Below are 11,765 nucleotides of genomic sequence, written 5' to 3'. Positions count from 1 at the left end.
AAACGCATGGATGCCGGGAGGACGATGACCCCCACGGTCCGTCGTACTCCCGGCATCCAGCAGAAGTGCCGGGGGACGGAGCGGTCGGTGAGCCGCGCCGTCCCCCGGCCACCGGCATCCGGGCCTGACGCCGCGCACGCCACCGAACCCCCCTCCGCGTCCTGATGGCCGGCGGCGCCGGGCCCTGTAACGGAATGCCGACGCTGAGTTAAGCGTGGGTTACGGAACGGCACAGCGCAATGTGAAAACGTGCAATTGCACGAAGTTGCACCCCCCGCCGGGGCAGTCGGCGCAACCAGCGGACAAGTAAGGAATGCCGGGTTATCCTCGCGGCACGCCGCGCGTTCCCCCCTACGGAGCCCGACACATGCGCAACGAGCACCAAACTGTGCCAGATCCGCTCGAAACGCTAGGCCTCGATCCCACGCAAACGGCCCTTTACACGGCAGTGCTGCGCCTCCACCGCGCCACCCGCACCGAGCTGGCCGAGGCCACCGACGGGCCCGTCGACCAGGTCGCCGACCAGCTCGACGACCTCGTCAGGCTCGGCGTCGTCGACGAGCAGTCCGGCGAGTACCTGGCCCGCCACCCGGCGGCCGCGCTCGGGCGGCTCGTGGCCGAACGGCTCGACCGGCTGGCCGAGGAGAGCCGCCGCATCGACACCGTGCTCGGCTCGATCCGCGGCCTCATCCGCGACTACGACGCCGGCCGCGACCACCGCAGCGGCCCGTTCCCCGTCGAGTCCGCCAGCGGCGCGGACGTGCTGTACGAGAGCGTCATGGGCATGGCCGTGCAGGCTCCCCCGATGACGCTGCTGACCGCGATCCCCGACGAGCGGACGATGGCCGACTTCGCCGCCAAGTTCGTCGAGCCGTGGATCGACGCCCAGCGCCGCGGCCTGCTCGTGGTGCGCGCCGTGCTGCCCGTCGCCACCCTCACCCTGCCCGGGGTGCGCGACCAGCTCACCCGGCTGCTCGCGACCGGCGGCCAGGTGCGCACGCTGGACCGGGTGCCCAGCTGGTTCATGACGGCCGGCAGCGACACCGCCGGGCTGCCCGCCACCTGGGGCGGCAACCTGCCCGACCACGCCTACAACTTCTACCTGATGCGCACCCCCATCGTGGCGGGCATGCTCCGCTCGCTGTTCGAGGAGTGGTGGGGGCGGGCCGTGCCGCTGCCCTGGGAGCGCGGCGGCGGCATGGCGCAGGTGCTGCGGCTGGCCGCGCAGGGCCTGTGCGACGAGTCCATCGCCCGGCAGCTCGGCCTGTCGGTCCGCACCGTACGGGCCAGGTTCGCCGACGCGATGGCCGAGCTCGGCGCCCAGTCCCGCTTCCACGCCGGCGTGGAGGCCGCCCGCCGCGGCTGGCTGACCTGACCCAAGGCCGGCCCGAGGCGACCGTGAGGGCGGGGCTGAGGGTGTGCGGCGTGGCCGGGTCGGTCAATGCCCACCGCTCGCGCCGCATCGGTCATATGGTGGGAAGGTGCTGGAAGACGTCCCCCGCGACCCGTTCGCGGACGACCCCAACGACCCTTCCGCTGCGATGGGCGAGCTCGGCGAGGCCGAGCCGCTGACCGCCGCCGAGCGCGACGAGGCCATCACCGACCTGGCCGACGTCGAGGTCTTCCGCTCCCTGCTGGAGCAGCAGGGGGTGCTGGGCCTGGTGCTCGACTGCCCGGAGTGCGGCGAGCAGCACTTCTTCGACTGGGACCTGCTGCGCGGCAACCTGCGCCAGATGATCGAGCTGGGCCAGCCCCAGATGCACGAGCCGGCCTTCCAGCCCGATCCGGCCGCCTACGTCACCTGGGAGTACGCGCGAGGCTACGTCGACGGCGTCATCGACACGGAGGAACGCCGCTGATCGAGCACGTCGCCGACCAGGGCCGCGAGCACCCGGGCGGCCGGGTCGCCGCTGTCGGGCAGCTCACCGGCCGCGAGCGCGTCGAGCAGCGCGTCGCTCTCTTCCTCAGGGGTCAAGCCGACTCCAGCTCGGCCATCTGCCTCAGCCTGGCCAGCGCCCGGTGCTGGGCGACGCGTACGGCACCTGGTGACATGCCGAGTACATTACCGGTCTCCTCGGCCGACAGCCCCGACACCACCCGCAACAGCAGCAGCTCGCGCTGGTTGGGCGGCAGCCGGGCGAGCAGCCTGCGGGCGTGCTCGACCTCGATGTAGCGGACGACGGTCTCCTCCGGCCCCGGCCCGTCGTCGGGCCCGTCGGGGAGATCCTGGGTCGGCACGGCCGAGCGCACGGAGCTGCGCAGCGCGTCGGCCACCTTGTGCGAGGCGATCCCGAAGACGAACGACGCGAACGGCCGCCCCATGTCGCGGTATCGCGGCAGCGCGGACAGGACCGCGATGCACACCTCCTGGGCCACGTCATCGGCAATGTGATATTGCCCCGAAACGCGGCCCAGCCTGGCGCGGCAATAGCGCACCACCATCGGACGCAACTCGCCGAGCAAGGATTCGATCGCACTGCGATCTCCCTGCACCGCGAGGCTCGTCAGTTCTCTTAGGTCGGAGTCATCCGTCCGTGCCGGAAGTCTCGACGCGAGCCTTACCCCAATTTTGGCGTCGGCGACGCTTCCCTCGCTCACGTTAGGCATGATGCCCGGCCCGCTCCGGCCTGTCGTCATGGCGAACGGCTACGGATTGGTCACATTGAAGCGACGATAACCGATAGTAATCGAGTGACAACACTAAGCCTTTATGCCTGGCAGATTGTTTCACGTTATAAGCCAAATGGCACGACATTCGTCAGACCACGGACGCTTAACCCGCACTCCAGGTTTACTCAGATAAACAATATTTCACAGAAAAATGTGACATAGCGCTACAAACAACGAAACGGCCCGCACCGGAATCCCGGTGCGGGCCGAAGCGCGTTACAGCGAACCCTAGTGGCCGTGCCCGTGGCCGTGACCCTGGCCGCCGGCCGGGGCCTCCTCCTCGGGCTTGTCCACCACGAGGGCCTCGGTGGTCAGCAGCATGCCCGCGATCGACGCCGCGTTCTGCACCGCCGAGCGGGTGACCTTGACCGGGTCGTTGACGCCCTGCGCGAGCAGGTCGCCGTACTCGCCGGTTGCCGCGTTGAGGCCGTGGCCCGCAGGCAGCTCCGCCACCTTGTGGGTGACGACGTAGCCCTCCAGGCCGGCGTTCTCGGCGATCCAGCGGGCCGGCTCGACCAGCGCGCGGCGCACGATGTTGACACCGGTCGCCTCGTCGCCCGTCAGGCCGAGGTCGTCGAGGTCCTTGGAGACGTGGATCAGCGCGGAGCCGCCGCCGGAGACGATGCCCTCCTCGATCGCGGCGCGCGTCGCGGAGATCGCGTCCTCGAGGCGGTGCTTCTTCTCCTTGAGCTCCACCTCGGTGGCCGCGCCGACGCGCAGCACGCACACGCCGCCCGCGAGCTTGGCCAGGCGCTCCTGGAGCTTCTCGCGGTCCCAGTCGGAGTCGGACTGCTCGATGGCGAGCTTGATCTCCTTGACCCGGTCCTCGATCGCGGCAGGGTCGCCGGCGCCGTCGACGATGGTCGTGGCGTCCTTGGTGACGACGATGCGGCGGGCGGTGCCGAGCACCTCCAGGCCGACGTTCTCCAGCTTGAGGCCGACCTCCTCGCTGACGACCTGGCCGCCGGTGAGGATGGCCATGTCCTGCAGCATCGCCTTGCGGCGGTCGCCGAAGCCCGGAGCCTTGACGGCGACGGAGGTGAAGGTGCCGCGGATCTTGTTGGTGACCAGGACGGCCAGGGCCTCGCCCTCGACGTCCTCGGCGACCACGAGCAGCGGCTTCTTCGTCTGGGCGATCTGCTCCAGCAGCGGCAGGAAGTCCGCGATGGAGGAGACCTTGCCCTGGGTGAGCAGGATGTAGGCGTCCTCCAGGACGGACTCCATCCGCTCGGAGTCGGTCACCATGTAGGCCGACAGGTAACCCTTGTCGAACTGCAGGCCCTCGGTGAACTCGAGCTCCATGCCCATGGCGTTGGACTCTTCGACGGTCAGCACGCCGTCCTTGCCGACCTTGTCGAACGCCTCGGCGATCAGGTCACCGATCTTGGCGTCCTGGGCGGAGATCGTCGCCACGTCGGCGATGGCCTTCTTGTCCTCGACCGGGATGGCCGAGGCGAGCAGCCTGTCGCTGACGTCCTTGGCGGCCTTGTCGATGCCGCGCTTGAGCGACAGCGGCGAGGCGCCGGCCGCCACGTTGCGCAGGCCCTCGCGGACCATGGCCTGGGCCAGGACGGTCGCGGTGGTGGTGCCGTCACCCGCGATGTCGTTGGTCTTGGTGGCAACTTCCTTGGCGAGCTGGGCGCCGAGGTTCTCGTAACGGTCCTCCAGCTCGACCTCGCGAGCGATGGTGACACCGTCGTTGGTGATCGTCGGAGCACCGAACTTCTTGTCGATGACGACGTTGCGGCCACGCGGGCCGAGGGTAACCTTCACGGCGTCCGCGAGGGCGTTGACTCCGCGCTCAAGCGCGCGGCGGGCGTCCTCGTCGAACTCCAGAATCTTCGCCATTTTGCTGAAAGTCCTCTCCTAGCGTCGAAAGCCCCGGCCGCCTTGGGAGCGCCCGGGGCCCGACACGACCGGCTTACTTCTCGATGATCGCGAGAACGTCGCGGGCGGAGAGCACGAGGTACTCCTCGCCGCCGTACTTGACCTCGGTGCCGCCGTACTTGCTGTAGAGGACGATGTCGCCCTCGGAGACGTCGAGCGGAATCCGCTTGTCGCCGTCCTCGTCCCAGTTGCCCGGGCCCACCGCGAGGACCTTGCCCTCCTGCGGCTTCTCCTTGGCGGTGTCCGGGATGACCAGGCCGGAAGCGGTGGTCTGCTCTGCCTCAAGCGGCTGAACCACGATGCGGTCGCCGAGCGGCTTAACGGGAACCTTGGTGGCGGTCGTCACGATCGGACCTCCCCTTCAGATTTGAATGATCAGAAGAGGCGACCAGCGGGGCCTGCCGTCGCGGGTGCCAGACCTGCCTCGTCGCACAGTTGGCACTCTCAAGGGGAGAGTGCCAACAGGAAACATATGCAAGAGGGGCTTGACAGTCAACACGAACGCGTCAGCTCTGGGCGATCAGGCGTAGGAGCCTTCCGCCAGGTCGGCCACGATCCCGGCCCGGCCGGGGTTCCAGCCCAGGGCCGCCCGGGTGCGCGACGCGCCGATGCGCTGGCTGAGCGCGAGGGCCTGGGCGAATCCCTCGCCCAGCACTCCGGCGGCCTCCGCGAGCGGCCACGGCTCCGCGACGGCGCCCACACCGGCCGCCACACCGGCCGCCTCGGCGACGGCGTCCACGGGCACGCCCTCCTCGGCGATGGCGTGGTAGATCCGCGCCTCCCCCTTCTCCACGACCGCGACGAGCAGGTCCGCCAGGTCGTCCACGTGCACGGCCGTCCAGGCGGGCACTCCCCCGGCGGTCACGTACACGCCCTTATCGCGCCGGGCCGCCTGCTCGCGCAGCAGCGCGGGGATGCCGCCGCCCCGGCCGTGGACGACGCCCGGCCGGACCACCGCCCCGCCGCCGTCGAGCACGAGCCGCTCGACCTGGTCGCGGTAGGCGACCAGCGGGACGGGGTCGGCCGGGCTCTCCTCGTCCCCGCCGTCCACCTCGCCGAGCACCCAGACCCCGCTCACGTACGTCACCCGCTTCCCGGAGGCGGCGAGCGCGCCGACGGAGGCCAGGTCGGTCTCCCGGTCGCCGGTCAGCTCGGCGGCGTGCACCACGGCGTCGACGTCGGCGGTCAGCGCGGCGGCGACCGACGCCGGGTCCGCCAGGTCGCCGTGGCGCTCGTCGGCCGCCCCGGGCACCCGCCTGCTCCCGTCGGCCGACGGCCGCACCAGCGCCGCGACCTCGTGGCCGCGCTCGATCAGCCGCTCGACCAGCACTCCGCCGATGTAGCCCGTCGCGCCCAGCACCAGCACCTTCATGCCTTCCACCTCGAACACTTCGACATTGAACACTTCGACACTCCGGAAACTAGCGCGGCTCCCCAGAAATTTCAACGTCGAAATTTTTGATATCGTCGGGCGTATGGAAGACGCCGTCGACGTGATCCTCGGACAGTGGGCGCGGGCCCGCCCCGGCCTGGACGCCTCGCCCATGGGCGTCGTCGGCCGGGTCTCCCGCCTCTCGCGCCTGCTCGAACGCGGCGTCAAGGAGTTCCTGGCCGGGCGCGGCCTGGAGCCCTGGGAGTTCGACATGCTGGCCACGCTGCTGCGCAGCGGCGAGAGCCACACCATGTGCATGAAGGACCTGTCCTCCTCCGCCATGGTCAGCCCCGGCGCGCTCACCAACCGCATGGACCGCCTGGTCGAGCGCGGCCTGGTCGACCGCCGGCCGGCGCCGGGAAACCGCCGCATGATCCTGGTCTCGCTCACCCCCGAGGGGCTGCGCCTGGTCGACGACGTGCTGCAGGGGCACCTCGACAACGAGCGCGACCTGCTGGCCGGGCTCGACGACGACGAGCGCGCCGCCCTGGCCGGGCTGCTGCGCAAGCTGCTCGTCTCCCTGCGCGACACCGATCTCTGAGCCGGCCCGCCGCGTGCACTACCGTCGTACGTCGTGGACCTGGACGCCTTCACCGAGCTGCTGACACCGCGCGGCCTGCGGGCGCTGGCCGAGGCGGAGGAGCTCGCCGGCGCCGACCCGGTCGCGGCGGCCACCCGGCTGCGCCGCACCTACGACGCCGCCCTGACCTCGGCGGCGCTCACCCAGGCGGGGCTGCGCGAGCGGGCCGCCGCCAAGTTCGGCGCCGACGCGGCGCGCATGTTCTTCACCCCGCACGGCCTCGAACAGTCCACCCGCGCCGAGGTCGCCGAGCACCGGGCCCGCCGCCTGGCCGAGTGCGGCGCCGGGCCGCGCGTCGCCGACGCCTGCTGCGGCATCGGCGGCGACTTCCTGGCGCTGGCCCGCGCCGGTCGCACGGTCGAGGCCGTCGACGCCGACCCGCTGACCGCCGCCGTCGCCCGCGCCAACGCCGACGCGCTCGGCCTGGGCGAGCGCGTCACCGTGCGGGTGGCCGACGCCGCGACCGTGCGGCCCGAGGACCACGACGTGCTGTTCGCCGACCCGGCCAGGCGCGGCTCGCGGGGCCGCACGTTCGACCCGATGTCCTACTCGCCGCCCTGGCCCGTCGTCCTCGACCTGCTCTCCCGGGCGCGCCTGGCCTGCCTCAAGGTCGCCCCCGGCATCCCGTACGAGTTCATCCCCGCGCAGGCGCAGGCCGAGTGGGTCTCGTACAAGGGCGAGGTGAAGGAGGCCGCGCTCTGGACGGGCGCCGGCGAGCCCGGGCGGCGGGCGACGCTCCTGCCGGGCGGTCACACGCTGACCGCCACCGGGGTCGAGGCCGGCACCGGGCCGGTGGGGCGCTATGTGTACGAGCCGGACGGGGCCGCGGTGCGGGCGCATCTGGTGGGCGAGGTGGCCGAGCTGGTGGGCGGGTGGCTGGCCGACCCGATGATCGCCTACATCTCGGGGGACGAGCCGGTCGACACGCCGTGGGCCGCGCGGTACGAGGTGGTCGAGACGCTGCCGTTCTCGCTCAAACGGCTCAGAGCGGCGCTGCGGGCACGCCGCGTCGGAAATGTCACCATTAAAAAGCGCGGATCGGCTGTGGATATCGAGCGGCTGCGCGGCGACCTCCGGCTTTCCGGTGAAGAATCCGCCGTCGTCATTCTGACGAGGATTATGAATAAACCATCCGTTCTGATCTGCCGCCCGTCACGACCTGCGTGAATGACAAATCTGGACGATTCCATCATAAGAGCGATCTTCTCCTTCGCCGATGACGGACCTTGATCGAAAGGCTAAGGTAGCCGGGCGGGAGTTCTCCCCCCTATTGCGGTGAGCCGCGTTCTCCTTCTTTCACTTGCACATCGGACCCAACCCACCGCCACGCGGCAGACCGTCGACAGCGAAGGAGCCTTTCGGTGGACCATTCCAACCACACCACCACCCTTCTGCAGGCAGGCGGCCAGACCGCCATCTCCGACAGGATGCGGGAGCTGCTGGCGCGTGCCGCCCAGGATCACGTGTACGAACAGCGCACGCAGGGAGCCGTCCTCGACGAGATCCGGCAGCGGCTGGAGGGCATGGAATGGCTCCTCCGCGAGGTGCGCGAGCGTGAGCTCGGCGGGCTGAGCGGCACCCTGGAGACCGTCTCCGGACGGCTCGACGACATCGCCGCCAAACCGCCCATGTGGGCCGAAGGGCTGGCCCAGCACGTCGAGGCGGTGCGCGACCACGTCGACGCCGTCGGCGAGCAGGTCGGCGGCGTCGACACCCGGGTGGACGCGGTCAGCCAGCGGGTCCACCCGATCCTGGAGCTGCCCAAGCTGCGCGCCGACCTCGGCACCGTGTCCGAGAGCGTCGAGGAGGCGCTGAGCCGGCTGCAGTCGGTGCTGGAGGTCACCGACGGGGTGACCCAGCGGATGGGCGAGGTCACCAGCAAGCTGGCGCAGGTCAGCGCCGGCATGGAGGTCGCCGCCGGGCGCTTCACCCGCATCGACAAGTCGCTGGCCGAGCTCCACTCGCGCACCGAGCGGGTCGAGGGCGTGATGCTCGACCTGTCCGACAGCCTCGACGAGCGCCTGGCCCTCGCCGCCCAGCAGCTCACCACCACGACCGAGCAGGTCACGGCCAAGGTCGACGCGCTGGAGGAGCGGCTGCTCGGCCGCCTCGACGACGCCGAGCAGCGGCTCGGCGGACGCTTCGACGGCGTCGACGGCCGGATCGACCGGGTCGACGGGCGGCTCGTCGCGATCGACTCGCGCCTGGAGAGCGTCGACGTGCGCTTCGAGAGCACCGACGAGACGCTGGCCGGGATCGAGGGCCGCCTGCAGAGCCTCGACGGCCGCGCCGCCGCCACCGACACGCGCCTCGACGGCTTCGGCACCCGCCTGGCCTCCGTCGACGGCCGCCTCAGCTCGATGAACGGCGAGCTCACCGGCCACGCCGCCCGCTTCGACGCCCTCGCGCAGAGCCTCACCGGCCACGACAAGCGCCTCGACGCCCTCACCGACCGCCTCCACGGCCACGACGGCCACTTCGACACCCTGGCCAAGCAGCTCGGCGGCCACGACGAGCGCTTCGACCGCCTCGACAGCCGGCTCGGCGAGCACGACGAGCACTTCGACGCGCTCGCCGAGCGCCTCGGCGGCCAGGGCGACCGGTTCGACGCGCTGGCCGAGCGCCTGGCCGCGGCCGAGGAGCACCTGGTCACCCGGGTCGACGGCCTCGACGCCCACCTCAGCGGCCTCACCACCCGCTCCGAGCAGGCCAGCGAGGCCTTGGAGAGCGTCGGCGAGACCATCGGCAGGCTCCCGGCCGCGCTGGCCATCGACGAGCGCATCGGCGAGCTGCTCGACACCCACCGCGACGAGCACCTGCGGCGGCTGACCGAGGCCGCGACGTCGCTCACCGAGGTCGTCCGCTCCCGCCCCGACCGCGACGCGCTGGCCGAGACGGTCTCCGGCATCGTCGAGCCCGCCACAGCCGACCTCAACAAGCGCCTGGGAGCCCTGGAGGAGACCATGCTGGCCCTGGCCGAGGCCCTGCTGCGGCCGACCCGCGCCAAGGACTGACGCGGCCGCTCAGCGCCGCGGCGTGATGACGGTCGACAGCCCGTCCAGCACCCGTTCGAGACCGAACGCGAAGATCGTCTCCAGGTCGATCGCCACCCTGGGGTCGGTCACCTGCTTGATGAGCCGTCCCTCGACCGTCAGGCGCCGCGACATCCACTGCGTGCTGGTCAGCCCGGTGTCGCGCTCGGCGTCGGTCTCGCTCTCGATGTTGACCGCCGTGCCGCGCACGTAGTTGACCAGGGTGGCGTAGACGAGCAGCCGCGTGTCGGCGGGCAGCCCGAGGTCGTCCAGCGCCCGCAGCGACCACTGGGCGTAGGCCACCATGCCGGGCAGCACGATCGGCCTGGTGACCGACACCACCCGGGGCAGCCACGGGTGACGCTGGTAGGCCGCCCACTGCAACCGGGCGGCCACCCGCAGGTGGGAGCGCCAGCCCGGCGGCGGCTCGGGATAGTCGATCTCGGCGAACGCCGCGTCGGCCATCAGCCGGGCCAGCTCGCCCTTCGACTCGACGTGGCGGTAGAGCGACATGGTCGCCACGCCGAGCCGGGAGCCGACCGAGCGCATGGACAGCGAGGCCAGCCCGTCGACGTCGGCGATCTCGATGGCGGCGCGGACGATCCGGTCGCGTTCGAGCGTCTCGGCGGAGCGCCTGGGGGCGGCCTGGGCGGCGACCACGGAGCCCACCCGGGGCGCCGACTCGATGACGCCCGCCTGCTTGAGCGCGGTCAGCGCCTTGGTGGCGGTCGCCATCGCCACGCCCCACTCCCGCATGATCGCCCGGGTCGTGGGGACCGGATCACCGGGTCGCAGCTCGCCCTCGGCGACGCGCCGCTCGATGTCGGCGACGATCCGCTGGTAGGGCGGACGGGGGTCGGTCACGATCCAACAGTGTCACACGGGCTCGGGCAGCCAGCTGCCGTGCAGCCCGAGCGGCACCCGTACGGGAAGGTGGATCCTGGCGACGGGGGCGCCGGTGAAGTCCTGCGCCGACAGGATCACCAGGTCGCTCGCGCCGCGCTCCGGGTCGGACACGTACGTGAGCAGGTACCCGTCGTCCTCGCCGGTCCCCGTGGCGGCGAACACGGCCTCCCCGACCGACTCGCCCCGGCCGAAGCCGTGCACCTCGGTGGTGCCGCGGTCCAGGTCGTGCTTGACCAGGGCGTTGGTGAAGGCGTCGTCGGGAGGCGCGCCCGCGGGCGTGAACGGGATGCCGTACAGGTCCGTGGCCGCCGCGTAGCCGTAGCGGTGGCGGCGGGAGGTGCGTGACTCGTTCAGGCGCGGGAAGTCCTGCGGCCGGTCGTCGAGGCGCCGCTGGACGACCCGGTCGGTCTCGATCGTCCACCGGTCAAGGGCGGGGCGGATGCCGCCGGGGTCGGCCGGGTCGAACGGCCCGTCGGCGGTGACCAGGTCCACGACGATCGCGCCGCCGTCCTCGTAGGCGTTGAGCGTGTGGCTGACGTGCACCGGATCGATCTCCAGCCAGCGCACCTCGCCTCCGGCGCGCGGCATGACGCCCACCCGGGTGGGGTGCCCGGGCAGCCAGCGGCACTCGAACCCGTCGAACCCGAGCGGCGTGTCCCACAGGACGACGTGGTTCTCGGTGAGCGCGAAGTCGTGCATGAACGGCGTCCGCGTGAGCGGGATCGACGTGCTCGCCATCACGGCGGCGTCGGGGCCGGTCACAATGTACTGCACGAAGCTCTGGCCCACCTGGTACGACAGCGAGTGCAGCGCGCCGGTGAGCGGGTCGTGCTTGGAGTGGGCGCCGGCCGTGAAGCCCTCGGGGGTGCCGCCGAGCGCGCACACGCCCACCGTGCCGAGCTCGGCGTCCAGCTCGGCCGGCGGCAGCCCGCCCTCCGCCAGCGCGAACGTGCGGGCGGCGTGCTCGATCACGTGCACCATCGGCCCGTGGCCGGGCGTGCGGACCCAGCGGTTGCGGTACCACTCGGCCCGGCCGTCGCGCAGCCGCACCCCGTGCACCATGCCCTGGCCCATGCCCCAGATGTGCACGGCGGGGTCCTCGATGCCCAGCGGGTTGGGGCCGTTGCGCAGGTAGCGGCCGTTGAGCTCGGCCGGCACGCGCCCGGTGACCGGCAGGTCGTAGGCCGTGACTTCCTCGGTGACGGGCGCGAACGGGCCCTCTGTGTACTTCATGCTGACAACGTACGCAGAGGGCCCG

At 71.5% G+C, this 11,765-nt stretch carries 12 protein-coding genes; 5 read left to right on the top strand and 7 right to left on the bottom strand.

Annotation, left to right across the window (positions count from 1 at the left end):
• Positions 1–448 precede the first annotated feature (448 nt).
• Positions 449–1,375 carry a response regulator transcription factor gene (locus KME80_RS04395; RefSeq protein WP_308125611.1) on the top strand — a complete coding sequence of 309 codons (927 nt, stop codon included), beginning with the start codon at positions 449–451 and terminating at the stop codon, positions 1,373–1,375.
• Positions 1,376–1,481: 106 nt separating this feature from the next.
• Entirely contained in the window at positions 1,482–1,859 is a 378-nt protein-coding gene (locus tag KME80_RS04390) for a DUF5319 domain-containing protein (protein ID WP_219500503.1), read from the top strand.
• Here KME80_RS04390 and KME80_RS04385 read toward each other — a convergent pair.
• From KME80_RS04385 to KME80_RS04365, 5 genes are all read right to left on the bottom strand, one after another.
• Positions 1,820–1,975, bottom strand: coding sequence for a hypothetical protein (locus KME80_RS04385; RefSeq protein WP_156325503.1), 156 nt, complete (start codon positions 1,973–1,975; stop codon positions 1,820–1,822). The two genes, KME80_RS04390 and KME80_RS04385, sit on opposite strands and share 40 nt — an antisense overlap.
• Positions 1,972–2,607, bottom strand: coding sequence for a sigma-70 family RNA polymerase sigma factor (locus KME80_RS04380; protein ID WP_156325505.1), 636 nt, complete (start codon positions 2,605–2,607; stop codon positions 1,972–1,974). The genes KME80_RS04385 and KME80_RS04380 overlap by 4 nt, the downstream gene beginning before the upstream one ends.
• Positions 2,608–2,898: 291 nt before the next feature.
• Entirely contained in the window at positions 2,899–4,518 is a 1,620-nt protein-coding gene (gene groL / locus KME80_RS04375; protein ID WP_219500502.1) for a chaperonin GroEL, read from the bottom strand.
• 73 nt (positions 4,519–4,591) lie between these two features.
• Positions 4,592–4,903 carry a co-chaperone GroES gene (gene groES, locus KME80_RS04370; protein WP_043623565.1) on the bottom strand — a complete coding sequence of 104 codons (312 nt, stop codon included), beginning with the start codon at positions 4,901–4,903 and terminating at the stop codon, positions 4,592–4,594.
• A gap of 174 nt (positions 4,904–5,077) precedes the next feature.
• Positions 5,078–5,947: an NAD-dependent epimerase/dehydratase family protein gene (locus KME80_RS04365; protein ID WP_219500501.1), complete on the bottom strand. Its 870-nt coding sequence runs from the start codon at positions 5,945–5,947 to the stop codon at positions 5,078–5,080.
• An 85-nt stretch (positions 5,948–6,032) separates the two neighbouring features.
• On the opposite strand from KME80_RS04365, the gene KME80_RS04360 reads away from it, so the two are divergent.
• From KME80_RS04360 to KME80_RS04350, 3 genes are all read left to right on the top strand, one after another.
• Positions 6,033–6,530, top strand: coding sequence for a MarR family winged helix-turn-helix transcriptional regulator (locus KME80_RS04360; RefSeq protein WP_219500499.1), 498 nt, complete (start codon positions 6,033–6,035; stop codon positions 6,528–6,530).
• A gap of 33 nt (positions 6,531–6,563) precedes the next feature.
• Positions 6,564–7,736, top strand: coding sequence for a THUMP-like domain-containing protein (locus KME80_RS04355; protein ID WP_219500498.1), 1,173 nt, complete (start codon positions 6,564–6,566; stop codon positions 7,734–7,736).
• A 194-nt stretch (positions 7,737–7,930) separates the two neighbouring features.
• Positions 7,931–9,583, top strand: coding sequence for a coiled-coil domain-containing protein (locus tag KME80_RS04350; protein ID WP_219500496.1), 1,653 nt, complete (start codon positions 7,931–7,933; stop codon positions 9,581–9,583).
• A 9-nt stretch (positions 9,584–9,592) separates the two neighbouring features.
• On the opposite strand, the gene KME80_RS52580 is transcribed toward KME80_RS04350, so the two are convergent.
• Both KME80_RS52580 and KME80_RS04340 read right to left on the bottom strand, forming a co-directional pair.
• The gene (locus KME80_RS52580) at positions 9,593–10,465 is read right to left on the bottom strand and encodes a GntR family transcriptional regulator (protein ID WP_219500495.1); all 873 of its coding nucleotides are present in this window, start codon (positions 10,463–10,465) and stop codon (positions 9,593–9,595) included.
• 12 nt (positions 10,466–10,477) lie between these two features.
• Complete coding sequence (locus tag KME80_RS04340; RefSeq protein ID WP_219500493.1) at positions 10,478–11,740, bottom strand: carotenoid oxygenase family protein; 1,263 nt, start codon at positions 11,738–11,740, stop codon at positions 10,478–10,480.
• Positions 11,741–11,765: the final 25 nt, after the last annotated feature.

Origin of the sequence: Nonomuraea ceibae (assembly GCF_019396325.1) — a bacterium.
GTDB lineage: Bacteria > Actinomycetota > Actinomycetes > Streptosporangiales > Streptosporangiaceae > Nonomuraea > Nonomuraea ceibae.
This window is presented reverse-complemented; position numbering and strand designations above follow the sequence as displayed.

Excerpts from the sequence above, each read along its gene's own strand:
- groL (WP_219500502.1), bottom strand. The coding sequence starts at position 4,518 with ATGGCGAAGATTCTGGAGTTCGACGAGGACGCCCGCCGCGCGCTTGAG.
- KME80_RS04360 (WP_219500499.1), top strand. The coding sequence starts at position 6,033 with ATGGAAGACGCCGTCGACGTGATCCTCGGACAGTGGGCGCGGGCCCGC.
- KME80_RS04380 (WP_156325505.1), bottom strand. The coding sequence starts at position 2,607 with ATGCCTAACGTGAGCGAGGGAAGCGTCGCCGACGCCAAAATTGGGGTA.
- KME80_RS04340 (WP_219500493.1), bottom strand. The coding sequence starts at position 11,740 with ATGAAGTACACAGAGGGCCCGTTCGCGCCCGTCACCGAGGAAGTCACG.